Source organism: Pseudomonas sp. LS_2, assembly GCF_042709235.1.
Classification (GTDB): domain Bacteria; phylum Pseudomonadota; class Gammaproteobacteria; order Pseudomonadales; family Pseudomonadaceae; genus Aquipseudomonas.
Window position 1 is genome coordinate 199,321 of the sequence record NZ_JAVAYC010000004.1, and the last position, 20,548, is coordinate 219,868.

Here is a 20,548-nt window from a genome sequence, read left to right on the forward strand (position 1 = left end):
TGGGTGTAAAACGTCATCGATAGGGGAAGAGCCTTCAAAGCTCTTCCCCTATTTCGTATCTGGAGTCTGTACATGGAAAACCTGGACGCGCTGGTCTCCCAAGCCCTCGAGGCGGTGGAACGCGCTGAAGACATCACTACCCTGGAACAGATCCGGGTCCAATTCCTCGGCAAGAAAGGCGAGCTGACCCAGGTGATGAAGACCCTGGGCAACCTGCCAGCCGACGAGCGCCCCAAGGTCGGTGCGCTGATCAACGACGCCAAGGAACGCGTCACCGACGTGCTCAACGCACGCAAGGCGGCCTTTGAAGAGGCCGAGCTGAACGCTCGCCTGGCCGCCGAATGTATCGACGTGACCCTGCCCGGTCGCGGCCAGGCCACCGGTGGCCTGCACCCGATCACCCGTACCCTCGAGCGCATCGAGCAGTTCTTCACCCACATCGGCTACGGCATCGCCGAAGGCCCTGAGGTGGAAGACGACTACCACAACTTCGAAGCGCTCAACATCCCCGGCCACCACCCGGCCCGGGCGATGCACGACACCTTCTACTTCAATGCCAACATGCTGCTGCGCACCCACACCTCGCCGGTGCAGGTGCGGACCATGGAGTCCAGCCAGCCGCCGATTCGCATTGTCTGCCCGGGCCGCGTCTACCGCTGCGACTCGGATATCACCCACTCGCCGATGTTCCACCAGATCGAAGGCCTGCTGGTCGATCGCGACATCAACTTCGCCGACCTCAAGGGCACCATCGAGGAGTTCCTGCGGGTGTTCTTCGAGAAAGAACTGGCGGTGCGTTTCCGTCCCTCGTTCTTCCCCTTCACCGAGCCCTCGGCGGAAGTCGACATGGAGTGCGTGATGTGCTCCGGCAAAGGCTGCCGCGTGTGCAAGCAGACTGGCTGGCTGGAAGTGATGGGCTGCGGCATGGTGCACCCGAACGTGCTGCGCATGTCTGGCATCGACCCGGAAGAGTTCCAGGGCTTCGCCTTCGGCATGGGCGTCGAGCGCCTGGCCATGCTGCGCTATGGCGTGAATGATTTGCGTCTGTTCTTCGACAACGACCTGCGGTTCCTCGCGCAATTCCGCTAGGCCACGATCGACGCACTTTCTAGGAGAACAGCATGAAATTCAGTGAACAGTGGCTGCGCGGTTGGGTAAACCCGCAAGTCTCCCGTGACGACCTGGTCGCCCGCCTGTCCATGGCCGGCCTGGAAGTCGACAGCGTTACCCCTGCTGCCGGCCAGTTCAGCGGCATCGTGGTGGGCGAGATCCTCGCCACCGAGCAACACCCGGACGCCGACAAACTGCGCGTCTGCCAGGTCAGCAATGGCCAGGAAACCTTCCAGGTGGTCTGCGGCGCGCCGAATGCCCGCCCGGGGATCAAAATCCCGTTCGCCATGATCGGCGCCGAGCTGCCAGGCGACTTCAAGATCAAGAAGGCCAAGCTGCGCGGCGTCGAGTCCTTCGGCATGCTGTGCTCGGCTGCCGAGCTGCAGATCAGCGAAGAGAACGACGGCCTGCTGGAACTGGCGACCGACGCCCCGGTGGGTGAAGACATTCGCCAGTACCTGAACCTCGACGACGCCAGCATCGAGATCGGCCTGACCCCGAACCGCGGCGACTGCCTGTCCATCGCCGGCCTGGCCCGTGACGTCGGCGCCCTGTACGACGCCCCCGTCACCCGCCCGGTCGTATCTGCCGTGCCCGCCGCCCACGACGAAGTGCGCCCGGTCGAAGTCTCGGCCTCGGCCGCCTGCCCGCGTTACCTGGGCCGGGTGATCCGCAACGTCGACCTGAGCAAGCCGACCCCGCTGTGGATGGTCGAGCGCCTGCGCCGCAGCGACGTGCGCAGCATCGACGCCGCCGTCGACATCACCAACTACGTGATGCTCGAGCTCGGCCAGCCGATGCATGCCTTCGACCTTGCCGAAATCAACGGCGGCATCCGCGTACGCATGGCCGAGGAGGGCGAGAAGCTCGTCCTGCTGGACGGCCAGGAAGTGGCCTTGCGCAGCGATACCCTGGTGATCGCCGACCACACCCGAGCCCTGGCCATCGCTGGCGTGATGGGTGGCGAGCATAGCGGCGTGAACACCGAGAAAACCCGCGACCTGTTCCTGGAAAGCGCCTTCTTCGAGCCCGTTTCCGTTGCGGGTAAAGCCCGTTCCTACGGCCTGCACACCGATGCCTCGCACCGCTACGAGCGCGGTGTGGATTCGCAACTGGCCCGTGAAGCCATGGAGCGCGCCACCGCCCTGGTGCTGGAGATCGTCGGCGGCGAAGCCGGCCCGGTCATCGAAGCCGTGAGCGAAGCGCATCTGCCCAAGATCGCCCCGGTGACCCTGCGCGCCGAACGCATCACCCAGATGCTCGGCATGGAGATGGACGCCGCTCAGGTCGAGCAGCTGCTGAACGCCCTCGACCTGAACACCACGGCCAACGGGGCAGGGCAGTGGACCGTAGAGGTGCCAAGCCATCGCTTCGACATCAGTCTGGAAGTCGACCTGATCGAAGAACTGGCCCGCCTGTACGGTTATAACCGCCTGCCGGTGCGCTACCCGCAAGCGCGCCTGGCGCCGAAGGCCCGCCCGGAAGCCCGCGGCGAGCTGCCGACCCTGCGTCGCCTGCTGGTTGCCCGTGGCTACCAGGAAGCCATCACCTACAGCTTCATCGACCCGAAACTGTTCGAGCTGTTCAGCCCCGGCGTACAGCCGCTGCTGCTGGCCAACCCGATCTCCAGCGACATGGCCGCCATGCGCGTGTCCCTGTGGCCGGGCCTGGTCAAGGCGTTGCAACACAACCTCAACCGCCAGCAAGACCGCGTGCGCCTGTTCGAAAGCGGCCTGCGCTTCGTTGGTCAACTGGGCGACCTCAAGCAGCAGCCGATGATCGCCGGCGTGGTCACCGGCAGCCGCCTGCCTGAAGCCTGGGCCAACGGCCGCGACGCCGTCGATTTCTTCGACGTGAAGGCCGACGTGGAAGCCCTGCTGGGCTACTCCGGCGCCCTGGCCGAGTTCACCTTCACCGCAGGCCAACACCCCGCCCTGCACCCCGGCCAGACCGCCCGTATCGAGCGCGACGGCCAGGAAGTCGGTTACCTCGGCGCCCTGCACCCGGAGCTGGCCAAGGCCCTGGGCCTGGAGCGCCCGGTATACGTCTTCGAGCTGGTATTGGGTGAAGTGGTACAAGGCCGCCTGCCGAAATTCAGCGAACTGTCCAAGTTCCCGGAAACCAGGCGTGACTTGGCGTTGATCGCAGGTCGTGATGTAGCTTCTAGCTCGGTGCTTGAAGTAATTCGTGACAATGCAGGCGAATGGCTCACAGACCTCAGGCTGTTTGACGTCTACCAGGGTAAAGGCATTGATCCTGATAGAAAAAGCCTGGCCGTCGGCTTGACCTGGCAGCATCCATCGCGCACTCTTAACGACGATGAGGTGAACACTACCCTGCAAAATATCCTCACCTCGCTTGAACAAAGGTTGAACACCACGTTAAGGAAATAACGGTATGGGTGCTCTGACGAAAGCTGAGATGGCCGAAAGGCTGTACGAGGAGCTGGGGCTCAACAAGCGCGAGGCCAAGGAGCTGGTCGAGTTGTTTTTCGAAGAAATTCGACACGCGCTTGAAGATAACGAGCAGGTCAAGTTGTCCGGTTTCGGCAACTTCGACCTTCGCGACAAACGCCAGCGGCCGGGCCGCAACCCCAAGACAGGGGAAGAGATCCCGATCACCGCGCGCCGCGTCGTCACCTTTCGTCCAGGGCAGAAACTGAAAGCCCGGGTTGAGGCCTATGCTGGAACCAAGCCATAACGATGAGCTGCCCCCCATTCCGGGCAAACGCTACTTCACCATTGGCGAAGTGAGCGAGCTCTGCGCGGTGAAGCCGCACGTGTTGCGGTACTGGGAGCAGGAGTTCCCGCAGCTCAACCCCGTCAAGCGACGTGGGAACCGGCGGTATTACCAGCGCCAAGACGTGCTGATGATCCGCCAGATCCGCGCATTGTTGTACGACCAAGGCTTCACCATCGGCGGGGCACGGTTGCGGCTCTCCAGTGATGAGGCCAAGGATGACACCACCCAATACAAGCAGCTGATTCGGCAGATGATTGCGGAGTTGGAGGATGTGTTGGTGGTGTTGAAGAAGTGACCTGAGCCTGCGGACAATGGATTTTTTTGAAAAAAAGCTTTCATTATTCAAAAGGTTAGGGTAGATTCTTCACCGTTCTCAGCGGTAACGAGAATGATGTCGGGGCGTAGCGCAGCCCGGTAGCGCACTTGCATGGGGTGCAAGGGGTCGAGTGTTCGAATCACTCCGTCCCGACCAAAATACTCCAAGAAATCCAGTCACTTAGCGGTGACTGGATTTTTTTATGCCTGTACGGCTCTGGGAAAATCCTCCCTGCCTTGCATCGCTCGTTCTGCATCGCATTGTTCCGCATCCTGCGATCCCACGCGGTACCCTCTCTCTTGCACGTTTTTGGGCATGCCCGTCTTCCTCAAGCTCCCTCCACATCCTCGAAGACCTCCTGATGCAGCTCCCCGAACAGCGCCGAGCTCAATTGAACGGGGTTGTGGTTATTGCCAGTACTTTTGATACACGACCGGCTTGATGGGGCTGCTAGCTTTTCGCGCGCATTCCACCGCTCTTGAAACCAGCGGAGAAGTGTTCGGCCCGATTTGGCTTGGCTGACTTAAGAGGGGGCGCGCGCTAGAGGTCGCGCTTTTTTGAGCCTTTATTGCCTCCAGGCACGCTTTCACAACGTTTCACAAGCGGTGCCAGCCCAACAGCACCGCACCCTTCAGCCGCTACGCAGGGCAACTGCGGTTGCGCCTGTCATCGCTCGGTCATCTGCATCCTTTCCCCTGTAGGCCAATTCACTTCATCAGCGCTACACGCAGGGAGAGTCGCGTATGTCCACGTCCGTTTCCAACGCCCCCGAGGTCAAGTCTGCTGCCAGGAAGGATTCCCAGGCCGAATGGGGCAGCGCCGTCGACCGCGCCAAGGCCAGGGACGCGGGCATTGAGTGGCAGCGCCCTGGCGACGATAACCGCTCGGCCCAGCAGATCATCGACGACAACCCGCTCTTGAAGAACCTCGGCAACCAGAGCGGCGTGAAGGACAAGCTCAAGGAGCGGGTCGGCGACTTCGAGCGCGATGCCGACGCTGCCTACCGCGCCGTCCAGGTGCTGAACCATGTCGAGCGCTTCGACGAATCTGGCGCACGGCTGGTCGGTGACGATATCGGCAACGACAAGATCAATGGCTTCAGCAAGGGCGGCGATGCCTATCACGGCACCGAGGCCGGGCGCCTGCAGGACTTCGGCAAGTACGGCTGGGGCAACCTCAAGGGCGAACTCAAGCATGTGAGCGCGGTGAATGACGACTCCGCCGCCCGCGAGCAGGCCGAGGCGGCAGGTATCCAGTGGCAGCTTCCGGAGGGCGACAAGCGTTCTGCCAAGGACATCATCGAGGCCAACCCGTTGCTCAAGAACCTGGGCAACCAGAGCTTTGTCAAAGACATGCTCAAGGAGCGCGTCGGCGACTTCGAGCACGACGCCGACGCCGCGCACCGCGCCATCCAGGTGCTCGACCGGGTGGTGGGCTTCGATGGCGATGGCAAGGCGCGCAGCGGGGAGGGCGTGGCCAACTCCAGCATCGACGGCTTCACCAAAAGCGGCGAGGCCAAGCACGACACCGAGGCCGGGCGTTTGCAGGACTTAGGCAAGTACGGCTTCGAGTCATTGCCCAAGGCCCAGGCCCCAGACCAGCTCGAAGGCTACAAGAGCTACCTCAAGGCCAACCCCGACGCCGACGCGGGCTCCAAGCAGACGGCGCAGTATGCGGCGATCGTGCAGGCCAGGTTCGACTCCATCGCCGGCAAGACCGACGCTGGCAGCACGCTGACCCAGCAGAACATCAAGGACTATCTGCGCGACAACCCGCAACTGAGCAAGCAGGAAAAGCAAGCGCTGAACTTCTTCAGTCAGCCAGGCGCCTTCAAACTGCTCGACACCGCCGCCAAGCCGCTGGCTGGCAGCGCCGATGGCAAGGTCAGCAGCGAGGACGTGAACAGCTGGCTCAGCGCTTCGGCGCCCAACGACGCGCAGGGCCTGACCGACCTGCTCACAAGCGTTGCGGCGGGCAATGTCACTCGCAAGGTAGACACCAGCAAGCTGGGCGAGGACGTGTTCAAGAACCCAGGCAACTACAGCGCCGAGCAAAAGGCTGCGGTGCTGCTCGACTTGCAGCAAGCGCAGACGCTGGTGCTCGGTGGCGCCAAGGCGGGCATGTGGGGCGACGATTACGGCAAGGTGGCCATCGCCAACCGCTCCGGCGCGGTGTGGGAGCCAGAGAAACTGATGCAGGACATCAGCGAGCACATTTCCATCCTGCAGAACGACAAGCCCACCGCCGAGTACCTGAAGAAAGCGGGCGACGAGGCAATCAAGACCCTGTTCGAGGAAAGCCCGGGCCTGAAGGATGCGGTCACCAAGACCTATGAAGACCAGGTCAAGTCCGGCAAGACCCTGGACAAGGCCTGGGAGGGCGCCACGGCCGATGGCAAGACCGACCAGACCGCCGCGCTCACCCAGTTCTACGCCACCGCCTCGAGCCTGCAATCGATGCTGGGCATCGACGACCCGAAGGCGATCCAGACGGCGGTGGGCAAGTCTGCCCATGGCGATGAGTTCAAGGCCTTCTACAAAGACCAGCTGGCCAGCGGCGATCGCCTGCGCGAGCTGATGAAAGAGCACACCCCCGAGCAGGCGGTGTCGGCCTTCAGCATGGAAGCGGCGCTGTACAACGCGGCGCTGGACCCGGAATTCACCGCGCAGTATGACAAGCAGTTCAACGACAACTTCTCCACCATCGTCCAGGAAAACCTGTTCAAGGACGCCAGTTTCGACGACCTGAAAACCGCCTTCGGCAAGGATGGCAGCGGCGAGCTGGACGAGGACAAGGTGCGCGAACTGGTCGACCAGATGCGCAGCGAAAGCCCTGAGCTGTTGATGAACCAGGACGGCAGCGTGGCCACCACCGACCAGGTCGTGGCGGGGTTCCGCGGCAACTGGGACATGCTGCGCCAGGGCACCAAGGCGTTGGACAAGTTCGACAAGCTACAGAAGTTCGACCCCAATGGCTCGGCCAAGGGCGCATACGGCAGTGGGGTGATGCACGGGGTGAGCGGGCTTTTCCTGTCGGGGGTCACGATTGCGCGCGGGGTGCAGAACGGCAACAAGCTCACCGACCGAAATATCGTGGATATCGCCACAGGTTCGGTGCAGACCGCCACGGTGTTGATCGAAGGCGGTACCAAGGGTTACCAGACGCATCTCGAGAAGGCCATCAGCAATGGTGAGCAGTCGCTCAAGGACATCAAGGACGGCAAACTTCCGGGTGATTTGCTCGACCAGATCAAGGACAACGTCAAGGACAGCAAGAACGCCGCGCTGGTTGCGAACAAATTCGAAGAGGCGGCCAAGGGGATTGGCGGGTTGGCGGGGGTGGCTGCAGGAGCCTACGGGATCTTCGATGGGGTCGGGGCCATTCGCCGGGGCGATACCCTGACCGGGGGCTTCAGCATCACGGCCGGCTCCCTGGCCGTGCTGGCTGGCGGCGCCTCGGCCTTGGAAGGTGGGTTGGGGCTGCTGGGCGCGAACCTGCCGCGCTTCCTCCCGGCGTTGGCCGGCGCCGCCGGGGTGCTGGGCTTCCTCGGCGCAGGGGTGGCGGCGCTGGGGGCGTTCATTCCGGCGTTGGTCAAGGAGGGTCAGCAGCAGGAGAAGGCCAGCAAGTTCGGTGACGTGCTGGGCGATGCGATCGAGCGGTATGGCATCGATGGGGTCAAGGACGGGACCATCAGCGACATTCCGGTCGAGGACTGGCCGGGTGGCGAGGAGTGGACGTCCTGAGGGGGCGTTGAGTTATGGCCAGGGCTTCGCCCTGGATCGCGGGACAAGCCCGTGCCATACGCTGAAGTCTCAGTGCCGCGCCTGTGGCTGCTCTACGCCGGGCCAGGTCATCAGCACCTGGTCCACCACGGTATCGAGGGTCTTGCGGCTGGCACCGGATTTCGCCTGCACCCCCATGCCCTGGATCACTACCATCACGTACGCAGCCAATGCCGCGCAGTCGGTGTCCCCGGGCAGGTCGCCTTCGCGGCGGGCCTGCTCCAGTCGGTGACACAAACCCACCTGCATTACCGCCCGGCGCTCCACCAGCACCAGGCGTATGCGTTCGTTGTTGTCCGAGCAGGCCAGCGCGCCATTGAGCCCCAGGCAACCCAGGTGGTCGCGGTGCAGCGTTTGTACCCGGGCGCACTCGCGCAGAATGCGGGTTACCACGGCCAGCGAGGTCGGCTCGTCGAGCGCCTCCGTCATATAGCCGACATACTTGGTGCCATATAGGTCAAGGGCCTTGCGGAACAGGGCTTCCTTGTTGCCGAATGCCGTGTACAAACCTGGCCGAGCCACGCCCGTGGCCCTTGTCAAGTCTTCGAAGGATGTACCTTCGTAGCCTTTTTGCCAGAACACCTTTAGTGCAGCCTCCAAGGCGTCACGCTCATCGAATTGTCTGTGCCGTCCCACTACTAAAACTGCCCCGCAAAAACGCCTCAAGGCGCCCAGTATAAAAGGCATTGACGTCCAAGAAACGTGAAAGTACCGTGCGATACCGTAACGCCCGTTATTCTATTTTCGCCAGGATGGCGGTACGGCGGCACGGACCTCTCGCGCAGCCTGGTGATCCCAGGCGCGACGATGGCCAGGTAGGACGGTTTGCGACATGTACCCGCGGTCGAACCGGGCTCTAATAACAAGGAAACACACCCCATGCGCTTCACCCTCCGTACCAAGATCCTCCTGCTCAGCGTGATACCGGTGTTGCTGCTGGTGGCGCTGCTCAGTGGCCTGACCGTGGTGATCCTGCACAAGCTGGCCGACCAGCAAGCCCAGGAAACCCGCGACCGCATGTACCAGGACCGCCGCGCGGTGCTGGAAAACTACGTGCAGATCGCCAACGCCGCCATCGCCGGCATCTACCAGGCCTCGGCCCCCGGCGACCTGCGCGCGCGCGACGAGGCGGTGGCGCTGCTCAAGCGCATGAACTTCGGCAAGGGTGATTACTTCTTTGGCTACGATACCAAGAGCGTGCGGGTGTTCTGGTCGGACAAGGACGTGCGCATCGGCGAGAGCTTCCGCGATTTCCGCGATGCCAACGGGGTGCAGGTGATCAACGAGCTGGTGCGAGTCGCACGCGATGGCAGCCACTTCCTCGACTACGCCTTCCCGGTACCGGGCCAGGACGCCCCGGTGCCCAAGCTCGGCTACGCGCAGTACCTGGAGAAGTGGGACCTGGTGATCGGCACGGCGGTGAACCTCGACGACATCGCCGCCCAGGCGCAGGTGTCCGAGGAACAGATGGCCGCGCGCATCGACACCCTGGTGCTGGGCATGGTGGGCCTGGCGCTGGTATTGCTGCTGGTGGCCGGCGGCCTGGCGACCTGGATGGCGGGTGGCGTGGTGCGGCCACTGCAACATATCAAGGCCAACCTGGACGATATCGCCGCGGGCGAAGGCGACCTGACCCGGCGCCTGCCGGTCAATGGTAACGACGAGCTGGCGCAACTGGCCGGCTCGTTCAACCGCTTCGTCGAGAAAATCCACGGTCTGGTGCGCCAGATCGCCGAGATGACCGGCCAGCTCACCGAGCTGGTGGGCCAGGTATCGGCCCAGGCGCAGCGTTCCGAGCAGGCCATGCTGCAGCAGCGCCACGAGACCGACCAGGTGGCCACGGCGATCAACCAGATGTCCGCCGCTGCCCAGGAAGTGGCCAAGAGCGCGCAGAACGCCGCCCAGGCCGCGCAGCAGACCGACAGCGAAGGGCAGGCCGCCAAGGGTGTGGTGGATGGCAGCATCCAGCGCATTCATGCGCTGGTGGAGGACATCCGCAGCAGCGGCGTGTCGCTTGATAGCCTGCAGCAGGATGTACAGTCGATCGTCAGCGTGCTGGATGTGATCCGCTCGATCGCCGAGCAGACCAACCTGCTGGCGCTCAACGCCGCCATCGAGGCGGCCCGTGCCGGTGAGGCCGGGCGCGGCTTCGCGGTGGTGGCCGACGAGGTGCGCGCGCTGGCCAGCCGTACCCAGCAGAGCACCCAGGAAATCCAGGGCATGATCGACCGCCTGCAACAGGGCACCCAGGCTTCGGTGACCTCGATGCGCCGCTCCAGCGACGCGGGCGAGCTGACCAGCGAACAGGCCAACAAGGCCGGTGCGTCGCTGGATGCCATTGCCGAGTTGATTGCCACCATCAACGCGATGAACGCGCAGATCGCCAGCGCTGCCGAGGAACAGACCGCGGTCGCCGAGGAGATCAATCGCAGCGTGCACCAGATCGCCACGGCGGTCGACAGCGTGGCCAGCGAGACCGAGCAGGGCGCGCGAACGGCGCGCAACCTGGCGGGGTTGGGGGATCGGTTGGGGGCGTTGGTGCGGCAGTTCCGAATTTGATCGTCCAAGGGGGGCACTTTGCGTGCCCCTTACTTCTGTTCGGGCAAGGCCCACCAGGCTTGGGCCTTACCGCCGTCCTTCAGGCGTTCCCCCACTATCCCATCCAGTGCATTACGAAACGCCTCCAGTTCAGGGCGTGGGTTGGTTTCGGGCTGCGCCTCAAGCTCCTCGAGCGTGCGTAGCCACACCTTGAGCTTGGGGTAACTGCGCCACAGGCTGCGCTTGGCCACCACGCCGCTCAGCAACTCATTGCACAAGTGGCGACCCTGCGGCGTAAGGCCATGGTAGGTGACGAGCTCTTGGCGGTTGGTTTCCAGGCGAAGGAAGCGTATGTGCTCGTCGTACTTGTGGTAGCGCGGATGGAAGAACAGCATCGTTTCGGGGGATGGGTAGCGCTTGTGGGGCTTGGGGAATTTGCCCCAGTCCGCAGCTTTCTTAACCGCGTTGCAGTCGACACAGACAATTGCCAGGTTACGTACGCGTAGCGAGAAGCGCGGGTAAATGGCCCGCGGGAGCACATGCTCTATAGGCGCGGCACTGGCATGGTTGAGCAGCCAGCGTTTGCAGTAGCAACAACGGGGCTCCTGGCGGCGCTTGAGGCTTTTGCGCAGACGCGCCTTCACGTCCTTGTTGACTGCCTCGTCTTTGCTGAGCTCACCCCATACATCATCGGTTGTTTCCCTGGCCGTTTTGCGCAGCTTGAGCAGTAGGTCCAGGCGGTTGCGGCTTGTAATGGGCTTTTTCACGCGACGGCCTCTTCGCGAGCCAGGGTGAAGGTCTCGAGGATGGCGCGCTGGGCCTGTTCGATCAGGTCGAGATCCTGGCGGTAGCGGGCATCCTCGGTGATTCCCGAGTCGTCCATGATCGTCGCCATGCTCTTCAGCTCTCCAAGCAGAGCCTTCTGCATCTCGGCCAAGCTGTCGACCTCATCACGGTTGGTCGTTCTTATCGCCTGGGCTACCAACGCGGCACATCGCTCGGCTACTTCGCGGTTGTGCGGCGTGTAGGTTTCGAAGCCTTCGAGCAGGATCGTTTCCACGGAGTGGCGCTGGTCGGCTGAAATTCGCTCCAGAGCACCTTCCTTGGCGAGGAAGCAGTGGCTGAGGTTGTCCTGCGCGTTGGCGACCAGGGTGGGGGAGTGGGTGGCAATCAAGAGCTGGGTGTCGGTTAGTTCGGCGATGCGGCTGAACAGGCTGGGAAGCAGTTGCTGCCAATGGACGTGGAGACTTATTTCCGGTTCGTCGATCAATAGCATGCTTCCCGGGGCTGCGCTGGCAACGAGCTTACCCAGAAGCAGCAATACTTGCTGTTCGCCGGAGCTGAGTTGATTGAACGTCACCATTTGACCGCTATGTTGCCAGGACAGCGCAAGTGACATGCGCTCAAGCGTGCCATCAGAGTTCAATGCTTTCTCAAGAGGTTTCGCCAGGAGCTCGGCCTCCTTTGAGGGGAGCAGATCACCCAGCTCTGAGTGCGGAACCAGATATAGGCGGTGCTTCAAGCCAAGCGGTTCCAGCAGGCTTTCGAATAATGGCCCGTTCCCCTTTATTGCGTAGGCTTCAGTCAGCAGACTGAGCAGCTTCTGCTCGTTGGCTTTCGCCGAGGAGCCCTTGGAGGCTCGGTTACCCAGATAACGGTAATACTGGTTTTTCTTTTGCGCGGGAAAACGGTCGGCAGGCGTGCTCGCGATAGCGACGCATGCGTGCGACTGCTGCGGCAGGAGTGTCGCCATCGCGGCCAACAACAGGCTTTTACCTGCACCGTTGTTGCCGATGATGTATGCGCAGAGTGGGGCCTGGCCTTTTTGTTCGAGCAGTTCGAGCAGTGCGGTTTTGTCCAGCAGTGCAAGGTCGTCCACGGCGACAGCCGGGCGGGGTATCTGGCGACCAGCCGTTAATCCTCGCAGGGTTCTTTCCACGGACATGACCCTGCATAACCCGTCGACATCCTGATAGCCCTCTGAAAAGTGCTGGCTGAATAGCCCTCGAAGTGCGCCCAAGTGATCCTGGGGAAATTGTCCGATACGGAACTTATGGCGCGAGCCCCAGAGTTCGCTTACCGCCGATGCGAACCAGGCGAGTTGCTCATTGGAAACCGAACGGCTAGCCCTCGCAATATGGCGTGTATCGATGACCAGTGTCTGCCAGTCATGCAGCTTGGCGTGGTTGTTCAACAACCAACCGCAGAAGCGCACCGGCCTTCCGTTTGTGTCGTAGCTGGTGAAATTGAAAATGACCTCGAGCAGGTCGTCGTCGAGCAGCCGGGATATCACGTTGCGCGGGAGGTGCTTGGCGGTGTCTGCATTAGGTCTGAACACCACTAGTGTGCGATCGCTCAGGGTTGAATCCAGCAAGCGCTTGTGCAGCCTTTCGAACGAGCCTGCGCCAACACTCTTGAGTTCCAGGAGCGTCAGGCTGTCGTGCTCGAACTCCTGTCGCTTGTTATCGAGTTTTTGCAGTTCGATCTGACGTACTGCTAGCCGCAGGCGTAGCAGGTCATTCGTTCGAATAGTCTCTGGAGCACTGTAGAACTGGCGACCTTTGTCCAACTGGTCGTTGACCACAAAAGGCTCGCCGGTTTCGCCATACAAGTCGATCAAGCCATCCCTGCGTACCAGGCCATTGGCCAATGCTGCGGTGATCTGGGCATGGCGCCGATTTATTCCGATCGTTGAAAGAATTCGATAGAAGAGCGTGTCGAACACCGCGAGGCGCTCTTCATAGTTGAGTTCGCCGAGATGCTCGTCCAGAAGACGAGGCAGGCCGTCTGGGTCGAGACTGTTCCCGAGCTTCAACCTCTGGCTACGACCGCAGTAGTTCATAAGTATGCTGGCGCGTGCATCACCGCTCTTGGAGTCACGCCAGGGACTTTTTCCAACCACCTCGAGCCACCCCTCGCTTTTCCAGTCAATCAGACGAGTAGCGAGCCAGTACAACAGCAACTGCTGGAAGTCCGGAGCGGCCATGCCGGCGTCCAGCTGATGGGCAGATGCATCGCTGAGCAGCCTGTTCAATAGAAAAACGCTTTCGTCCATGAGGTGAGGAGTACCTGGCCAGTGGGAGGGAACGCATCATAGCCCAACGCTACTACTGTATGCCCCTAGCCGCCTCGAACAACGTATCCCTCATCTCCTGCGGCGGCTTGCCGTAGGCCCGCAGAAACGCCTGGCGCAGCCGCTCGCGGTCGCCGAACCCGCTCGCGCGCGCTACCACCTCGACCGGGTGGCGGCTGGTTTCCATCATTACCCGCGCCGCCTCTACCCGCAGGGTCTCGATGGCCTTGGCCGGAGTCTTGCCGGTTTCCTCGCGGAACACTCGGCTGAACTGCCGAGGGCTCAGGCGCGCCACGTCGGCCAGCGCCTCTACCGACAGGTCGCTGCTCAGGTTCTCGCGGGCGTAGGCCAGGGCCAGTTGCACGCGGTCGGATTTCGGGTCGATTTCCAGCAGCGCCGACAACTGCGAATGCTCGGCGCCGCGGCGTTGGGCGATCACCAGCTTGCGTGCGACCTGGCGCGCCAGGTCAGGACCCAGGTCGTTCTCGACCATCGCCAGGGCCAGGTCTACCCCGGCGCTCATACCAGCGCCTGTCCAGAACTGGCCGTCGACCACGAACAGACGGTCTTCTTCCAGCTGCACCTCGGGGTAGCGCTTGCGGAATTCCGGGGCATGCAGCCAGTGGGTGGCAGCGCGCCGGCCCGCCAGCAGGCCGGCTTCGGCCAGCACGAACAGGCCGGTGCACAGTGCGGCGACACGTCGCGACTGTTGGCTTGCCGTGCGCAGACACGTCAGCAGCCCGGGGCTGGGGTCGCCCAGGGCCAGATAGCCACTGACGATAATGGTGTCGTAGGCCGCGCTGCCGAGCGCCTCGGTATGCACTGCAAAGCCTTGCGAGGTCATCACGGCGCCGCCTTGCTCCGAGACCAGGCTGAAACCGTAGAGCGGTTCGCCACGCAGCAAATTGGCACATTCGAACACCGAGGCAACCGACAGGCTCAGGGACTGGAATTGTGGGTAGACCACCAAGGCGACCGTATGCATCGTTCGTGTCCTTCATTAATGTCAGCCGATTCTCACGGGCGGTGGCCGACAGTGCAATATCGTGCAGAGGTCGTGGCAGTAATCCTTGCGGATATGGCGGCGCTTGCGTGTATCGGTAAATAGGAAGCTGAGCTTTTCCTGTAGGAATACTCCCTGTTCTTCCGGTGAGGATGTAGGTTGTTTCCTAAAGGAAGATTTTCCACTGGGTAACCCGTTGTACCCATGGGCAGGTCACTCTAGTCTCCTTGTCGCTCGCCGACTCCATCATGATCGCCAACCGGCCCACGGGCAGAAACCTGCGTAGGGTTCGCGTGGGTTGGTCGGTTGGCCAAGACACTGAAAGGCGGCGGGCTTCTTTTTATCTCATACCCGTGCAGGCAAGGAGTGTGCATGAGCAAGGACGATCAGCCGAACAATACACCTGGCTTGAAAATAGTCAGCGTGGCAGGGCGTGCGCCCAAGGGGGCGCCGCGTAACTGGGTCCAAGCGACACCCGGGTTGCCGATGCGCGAGGTATTGCTGGAAACCTCGGTCATGCTGGGCTGCATCACGGCGCTTACCTGGCAGGCCATCGACCGGCCTGCGGATACCTCGGTCCTGCTACGTGCCACTCACTATATGAGCGGCATGGCCAAGGCGATGATCGAGGGGCAACTGGTTGAGCCAGGTAAGGGGGATTGAGCGCTCACCACATCTGAATCGGTGAACAGGGGTCTACTCGGCGAGCAGCGCAACCGGTGTGTATAGTTTCCTGGTGAGCAGTCCACAAGGCCAGGAGTAGACCCATGAATGTCATCAATGCGCGCTTGCGCGGCAAGGACGGCCTCTATCGCATCGTGCTGGGCGGCGGGCGCATTGCCGCCATCGACCCGCAACTCGGCCCCGTCATACCGGCTCGCGACGATATCGACGCCGGGCAGAACCTTGTCATTCCCCCCTTCATCGAGCCGCACATTCACCTGGATGCCACCCTCACTGCCGGCGAGCCGCGCTGGAACATGAGCGGTACGCTGTTCGAAGGCATCGAATGCTGGGCCGAGCGCAAGGCGCTGACCACCCATGAAGACATCAAGACCCGCGCGAAGAAGACCTTGGGCATGCTGGTCGATCATGGCATACAGTTCGTGCGCACCCATGTCGATGTCACCGAGCCAAACCTCACCGCGCTCAAGGCCATGATCGAGGTGCGCGACGAGGTGCGTCACCTGGTCGACTTGCAGATCGTCGCCTTCCCCCAGGAGGGCATCGAGTCGTACGCCAATGGCCGCGCGCTGATGAGCGAAGCTGTGGCCATCGGTGCCGATGTGGTCGGCGGCATTCCGCATTTCGAAAACACCCGCGAACAGGGCGTGGCGTCGGTGAAGTTCCTGATGGACCTCGCCGAGCGCAGTGGTTGCCTGGTGGATGTGCACTGCGACGAGACCGACGATGCGCAGTCGCGATTTCTCGAGAGTTTGGCCGAGGAGGCAAGGGCGCGTGGCATGGGCGCCAGGGTGACCGCCAGCCATACCGTGGCCATGGGTTCCTACGACAATGCCTACTGCTACAAGCTGTTCCGCTTGCTCAAGCTGGCGGATATCAACTTCGTCTCATGCCCGACCGAGAGCATTCACCTGCAAGGACGCTTCGACAACTTCCCCAAGCGACGTGGCGTGACCCGTGTGGCCGAACTCGATCGCGCTGGCTTGAACGTGTGCTTCGGCCAGGACTCGATCGTCGACCCCTGGTACCCGCTGGGCAATGGCAACATCCTGCGCATTCTCGAAGCGGGGTTGCACATTTGCCATATGCTCGGCTACGAGGATATCCGGCGTTCGCTGGACCTGGTCACCGTCAACAGTGCGCGCACGCTCAACCTGGGCGAGCGTTACGGCCTGGAGGTAGGGCGCCCGGCCAACCTGCTGGTGCTTTCGGCGCCGGACGACTACGAGATGATTCGCAGCCAAGGGCAGGCGCTGGTGTCGGTGCGCAGTGGCAAGGTGTTGATGCGTCGCACGCCGGCGCAGGTCGAACGCTTCGCTTGAAGCCCGCTGCCCGAGCCCTGGGGCTTCAGGTCGCGGCCTGCGGCAGGTGCCCCAGCGGCAGGCCGGTCTGTTCCTTAACCGCAGCGATCGCGAAGTTGCTGCGGATGTCGCTCACTCCGGGCACCTTCAGTAGCGACTCCATCAGGAACCGCTCATAGGCGCGCAGGTCCGGCACCACCACCTGCAGCAGGAAGTCCGACTCTCCCGACACCAAATGGCACGACACCACTTCGTTGAGCTCGATCACCGCCTGGCGAAAGGCGTTCGACGAGGCTTCGCTGTGCCGCTCCACCTTCACCCCGATGAACACCGTCAGCCCCAGCCCGATACCGTCGCGATCGAGCTGGGCGTGATAGCCGCGAATCAGCCCGGCTTCTTCGAGCAGGCGCACCCGGCGCAGGCAAGGGGAGGGCGACAGGCCCACTTCCTCGGCCAGCTGTACGTTGGTCAGGCGGCCGTCGCGTTGCAGCGCGGCGAGAATGCGGCGGTCGAGGTTGTCCAGTTTCATGATTGGCATAAACCTAGTTATCAATAATTCCCAGTGGCACGATATGCCAATAATGCTGATGTGTGTAGCGTAATACGCAACGCGTCATGTTTGGCTGCCGGGTAAGCTTTCTCCCTGGGAAAGTCACCCGACAGCGAGGCGAACATGGCAAACCTGGAGTTGTTTATCGGTGCGTTGGTGGTGGCGTACCTGGTGCCTGGGCCCGACATGATCCTGGTGTTGCAGGTTTCCAGCAGCCAGGGTCGGCGCTTCGCCGTGGCGACTGCAATCGGCCTGGGAATCGCCCGTGTAGCGCATGTCGCCTTGGCTGCGTTGGGCCTGGCGGTACTGTTGCAGAGTGTCGGCTGGGCGTTCGAGGTGGTGCGGGCGGTTGGCGTGGCCTACCTGGTGTGGCTGGGCGTCCGCATCGCCCGGGCGCCAAGCCTGGTGCCAGCGCTCGACGGGTCGCTGGCGGTGCCAAGGCGCGCTTACCAAGCGGCGCTCTGGCGCGGGCTGCTGACCAACATCAGCAACCCTAAGGCCTTGCTGTTCTGCTCGGTGCTGATGCCGCAGTTCATCGAAGCCGGCACGGGCGACGTTGCAGGGCAGTTCCTGCTGCTGGGAGTGGTATTGGTGCTGGTGGGCCTGGCGTTCGATATGTTCTACGCGATGGTCGGCGCAGCGCTGGGCTGCTGGATGGCACGTCGCCCACGGATGCAGGTGATGCAGCGCTGGACCTTCGCGACCTTGCTGATCGGCTTCGGGTTGCGCCTGGCGCTGATCGGTCGCCCCCAGTGACCCCGGCCTTGGTCTAGAATGCCGGTTCGCCTCGCTGCCTGGACCGCTAATGGACCCTCTCTACCTCATTGCCTTGGGCGCCGTCGTCGCCGGTTTCGTCCAGGGCCTTTCCGGTTTTGCCTTTGGCATGGTGGCCATGTCGTTCTGGGCCTGGGGCCTGGAGCCGCGTGTGGCTGCGGTGCTGACGGTGTTCGGCAGCCTGACCGGTCAGCTCATCGCGCTGTTCAGCGTACGCCGAGGGTTTCGCTGGGCCTTGCTGTGGCCCTTCGTGCTGGGTGGTTTGATGGGAATTCCGCTGGGCGTATGGGTATTGCCATACCTGGACATGCTCTGGTTCAAGGCCGTGTTCGGCACCTTGCTGGTACTGTGGTGCCCGCTGATGCTGGCGGCACCCCGTTTGCCGCGATTGCGCGGCGGGCGCCTGGCCGATGGCACGGTCGGGCTGGTGGGCGGTGCGCTGGGCGGCATCGGCGGCTTCACCGGTACCGTGCCGACGCTGTGGTGCACGCTGCGAGGGTTCGACCGCGATACCCAGCGCGCGGTGATCCAGAACTTCAACCTGTCGATGCTGCTGGTGACCATGCTCACCTACCTGGGCACGGGGCTGGTGACTGTCGAGCTGCTGCCGTCGTTCGCCGTGGTGGCCCTGGCGATGGCCGTGCCGACTCTGCTGGGCACGCGCGTGTACCTTGGCATCAGCGAGCAGGTCTTCCGCCGCGTGGTGCTGGGACTGCTTACCTTGTCCGGAGTAGCCATGCTGATGGCGTCACTGCCGGTACTGCTGACGCGCTGAGTGCTTGCCTGCGGCCTTTGAACTTGGCACGCTTGCCCCGGTCTGTGATCGCCCATGCAGAAACAAGGAACCTTCAAGGTGAGTTGGGAAAAAGTCGGGAAAGCCCTTGCGGGCGTGCTGGTCGTTGCGGTGGCCGCCGTGTCGCTGCATACGCTGTGGCGTGACGCGGGAAGGCTGCAGGCCAGCCTGTCCTACGAGTACCTGACCTACCCGAGCCAGTTCAACGAACGCATCAGCCAGGCCAACGACCAGCTCAAGTACGAGCGCCTGCAAGCCGGCATAGAGGCCATTGCCCAGGGCGCGCTGGCCCGTGAACAGGTCGAGCGACTGGTGGGCCTGGCCCAGGCGCCGTATATGCAACTGTTCGCCAAGCCCTTCGAGGCGGGCCTGGTGGACCACCGCACAGGGCTGGTCATCAGCCTGCACAACCATGGCGGCGAACCGGTGAAGGACGTGCACATCCGCCTGCCGGTCAAAGGGCTGGTGCAGGTCCGCGACGACGCCGGCAACGACACGATTCCCGAAGAGGCCACCACCTTGATCGACATTCCAGCCATCGCTCCGGGGGCATCGAGCAAGGTATGGGTGTATTTCGATGCGGACTATTCGCAGGTCAGGCAGGCCGGCATCAGCATCGTACATGCCGATGGCGCGGCCGATGTGCAGGTGATGCAGCAGGTCGCAGGGTTCCCGGCCTGGGTAGCGCGCCATGCACAGGTACTGGTTGGGCTGCTGGGCCTGTCACTATTGACCTTGTTGCTGATGGCCTGGCGCTGGCGTGGGCGAAGGGTAGCCCGCTAGCTTCTTCAGCGTTTCAGCGAATCGCCACCGGGTTGATGTTCACCTGGGTAGAGCCTTTGTAGAGCGGTTGGCCCAGCACGAACATGAATTCGAACGCCTTGTCGCGCACCAGCGCGCGGGTATCGATCAGCTCCAGGTTGTAGATGCCGCGCTTGGCCAGCATGAACTGGTTGACCGGGAACTCCTCGCCGCTGGGGTTGGGGTACACCTCCGAGGCCCAGGTATCGCCACCGAAGGCGACGATACCCTGCTCGGCCAGCCATTGGGCGGCGGGCAGGTCGATGCCGGGCTCGGTGGCGAGGAACTGCGCGTTGTCCTTGCCGATCAGCTCCAGCCAACCGGTGTTGAACAGCACCACGTCGCCCTTGCGCAGGCTCAGCCCCTGCCGCTTCAGCACTGCCTTGAGGTCGTCCACGCTGAACACGGTGCCGCCCGGCACGATGGCTTTGCCGTAGTGGGCGGTCATGTCCAGCACCACGCCACGGGTGACCATGGGCGGAACCTTCTCGATACCCAGCTTGTTTACGCCCTCGACTGTGACGAAGTCGGCGGCGTGGTTGCCGTTGTAGTAGACATTGTCGATACCGATATGGCCGATGCCGTTGAGCTGGGTGCCGACGCCGGTCCAGCCGTTGACCAGTTCATCGTTGAAGGTGAATTGGTTGCGGCCCAGGGTCTGCCCGGCCTGTTCGCCCGGCTGGACGTTGTACAGGTGGAAGCTGCGGTGGCGGAAGGCTGGCAGGTCCTTGCTCACCGGTACGGCCAGGGGGTAGGCCTTGCCGGTCTTGATCAGCTGAGCGGCCTGCTTGACCACGTCGGGGGTGAGCAGGTTGGCGGCGCCGATCTCGTCCTGGTTGCCGTACGGTGACTGCTGCCAGTCGGCGGCCAGGGCGGTGTGGGTGCTGGCGGTGAGGGCGGCGGCAAGCAGCAAGGGTTTGAAAGGGGTCATGGGTATCTCCTGGAGGTCGAAGGCTCCGGGGAGATTCTGAGCAGGGGGTCCCGCGGGAAAAAGGCGTCTGCCGGACAAACAGTTTTGCGCGGCAGGCAAGGGCCGTTTCGCAGGGCGGGCGTATCGCCTCAGGGCATGCGAGCCACCCAC

General features: G+C 62.8%; 17 protein-coding genes, 1 tRNA gene and 1 pseudogene. 13 read left to right on the forward strand and 6 right to left on the reverse strand.

The genetic code is table 11. The annotated features are described in order from the left end of the window. The first annotated feature begins 72 nt into the window (after nt 1–72). The 6 genes from pheS (at nt 73) to RAC97_RS05605 (ending at nt 7,911) form a co-directional block, all read left to right on the forward strand. The gene (gene pheS, locus RAC97_RS05580) at nt 73–1,089 is read left to right on the forward strand and encodes a phenylalanine--tRNA ligase subunit alpha (RefSeq protein ID WP_375097789.1); all 1,017 of its coding nucleotides are present in this window, start codon (nt 73–75) and stop codon (nt 1,087–1,089) included. Nucleotides 1,090–1,121: 32 nt separating this feature from the next. Next, nucleotides 1,122–3,503, forward strand: coding sequence for a phenylalanine--tRNA ligase subunit beta (pheT, locus tag RAC97_RS05585; protein WP_375097790.1), 2,382 nt, complete (start codon nt 1,122–1,124; stop codon nt 3,501–3,503). Between the two features lie 4 nt (nt 3,504–3,507). Further along, nucleotides 3,508–3,810, forward strand: coding sequence for an integration host factor subunit alpha (gene ihfA, locus RAC97_RS05590; protein WP_009394049.1), 303 nt, complete (start codon nt 3,508–3,510; stop codon nt 3,808–3,810). Next, nucleotides 3,791–4,147: a MerR family transcriptional regulator gene (locus RAC97_RS05595; protein ID WP_043213594.1), complete on the forward strand. Its 357-nt coding sequence runs from the start codon at nt 3,791–3,793 to the stop codon at nt 4,145–4,147. The genes ihfA and RAC97_RS05595 overlap by 20 nt, the downstream gene beginning before the upstream one ends. Before the next feature lie 100 nt (nt 4,148–4,247). Beyond that, a tRNA-Pro gene (locus RAC97_RS05600) sits at nt 4,248–4,324 on the forward strand. A 587-nt stretch (nt 4,325–4,911) separates the two neighbouring features. Next, complete coding sequence (locus RAC97_RS05605) at nt 4,912–7,911, forward strand: type III effector HrpK domain-containing protein (protein WP_375097791.1); 3,000 nt, start codon at nt 4,912–4,914, stop codon at nt 7,909–7,911. 69 nt (nt 7,912–7,980) lie between these two features. On the opposite strand, the gene RAC97_RS05610 is transcribed toward RAC97_RS05605, so the two are convergent. Then, nucleotides 7,981–8,637, reverse strand: a complete 657-nt coding sequence (locus RAC97_RS05610; protein WP_375097792.1) for a TetR/AcrR family transcriptional regulator — start codon at nt 8,635–8,637, stop codon at nt 7,981–7,983. A 330-nt stretch (nt 8,638–8,967) separates the two neighbouring features. Here RAC97_RS05610 and RAC97_RS05615 point away from each other — a divergent pair. Together RAC97_RS05615 and RAC97_RS05620 are read left to right on the forward strand one after the other, a co-directional pair. Continuing rightward, nucleotides 8,968–9,651: pseudogene (locus RAC97_RS05615) on the forward strand (cache domain-containing protein); the annotation flags it as partial. 102 nt (nt 9,652–9,753) lie between these two features. Further along, nucleotides 9,754–10,509 (forward strand): methyl-accepting chemotaxis protein, encoded by a 756-nt coding sequence (locus RAC97_RS05620; RefSeq protein ID WP_375097873.1) that lies wholly within the window; start codon nt 9,754–9,756, stop codon nt 10,507–10,509. Nucleotides 10,510–10,538: 29 nt separating this feature from the next. On the opposite strand, the gene RAC97_RS05625 is transcribed toward RAC97_RS05620, so the two are convergent. Genes RAC97_RS05625 through RAC97_RS05635 form a run of 3 tightly spaced genes read right to left on the reverse strand, consistent with a single transcriptional unit; the run spans nt 10,539 to nt 14,546 of the window. Then, nucleotides 10,539–11,255, reverse strand: a complete 717-nt coding sequence (locus RAC97_RS05625; protein ID WP_375097793.1) for an HNH endonuclease — start codon at nt 11,253–11,255, stop codon at nt 10,539–10,541. Further along, nucleotides 11,252–13,543: an AAA family ATPase gene (locus RAC97_RS05630; RefSeq protein ID WP_375097794.1), complete on the reverse strand. Its 2,292-nt coding sequence runs from the start codon at nt 13,541–13,543 to the stop codon at nt 11,252–11,254. Before RAC97_RS05630 ends, RAC97_RS05625 begins: the two co-directional genes overlap by 4 nt. A 52-nt stretch (nt 13,544–13,595) precedes the next feature. After that, a complete protein-coding gene (locus RAC97_RS05635; RefSeq protein ID WP_375097795.1) occupies nt 13,596–14,546 on the reverse strand; it encodes a GlxA family transcriptional regulator in 951 nt (316 codons plus the stop codon). Nucleotides 14,547–14,936: 390 nt separating this feature from the next. Between RAC97_RS05635 and RAC97_RS05640 the strand changes: the two genes are divergently transcribed. Beyond that, entirely contained in the window at nt 14,937–15,227 is a 291-nt protein-coding gene (locus tag RAC97_RS05640; protein ID WP_375097796.1) for a DUF3077 domain-containing protein, read from the forward strand. Nucleotides 15,228–15,331: 104 nt separating this feature from the next. Next, nucleotides 15,332–16,570, forward strand: coding sequence for a cytosine deaminase (gene codA, locus RAC97_RS05645; protein WP_375097797.1), 1,239 nt, complete (start codon nt 15,332–15,334; stop codon nt 16,568–16,570). A gap of 25 nt (nt 16,571–16,595) precedes the next feature. On the opposite strand, the gene RAC97_RS05650 is transcribed toward codA, so the two are convergent. Then, nucleotides 16,596–17,078, reverse strand: a complete 483-nt coding sequence (locus RAC97_RS05650; RefSeq protein ID WP_375097798.1) for an Lrp/AsnC family transcriptional regulator — start codon at nt 17,076–17,078, stop codon at nt 16,596–16,598. Between the two features lie 144 nt (nt 17,079–17,222). On the opposite strand from RAC97_RS05650, the gene RAC97_RS05655 reads away from it, so the two are divergent. The 3 genes from RAC97_RS05655 (at nt 17,223) to RAC97_RS05665 (ending at nt 19,449) form a co-directional block, all read left to right on the forward strand. Beyond that, nucleotides 17,223–17,855, forward strand: coding sequence for a LysE family translocator (locus RAC97_RS05655; protein ID WP_375097799.1), 633 nt, complete (start codon nt 17,223–17,225; stop codon nt 17,853–17,855). 49 nt (nt 17,856–17,904) lie between these two features. Continuing rightward, nucleotides 17,905–18,648, forward strand: a complete 744-nt coding sequence (locus RAC97_RS05660) for a sulfite exporter TauE/SafE family protein (RefSeq protein WP_375097800.1) — start codon at nt 17,905–17,907, stop codon at nt 18,646–18,648. 78 nt (nt 18,649–18,726) lie between these two features. Beyond that, on the forward strand, nt 18,727–19,449 hold the full coding sequence (locus tag RAC97_RS05665; protein ID WP_375097801.1) for a hypothetical protein: 723 nt from the start codon (nt 18,727–18,729) through the stop codon (nt 19,447–19,449). 13 nt (nt 19,450–19,462) lie between these two features. On the opposite strand, the gene RAC97_RS05670 is transcribed toward RAC97_RS05665, so the two are convergent. After that, nucleotides 19,463–20,398: a cyclase family protein gene (locus RAC97_RS05670; protein WP_375097802.1), complete on the reverse strand. Its 936-nt coding sequence runs from the start codon at nt 20,396–20,398 to the stop codon at nt 19,463–19,465. Nucleotides 20,399–20,548 lie beyond the last annotated feature (150 nt).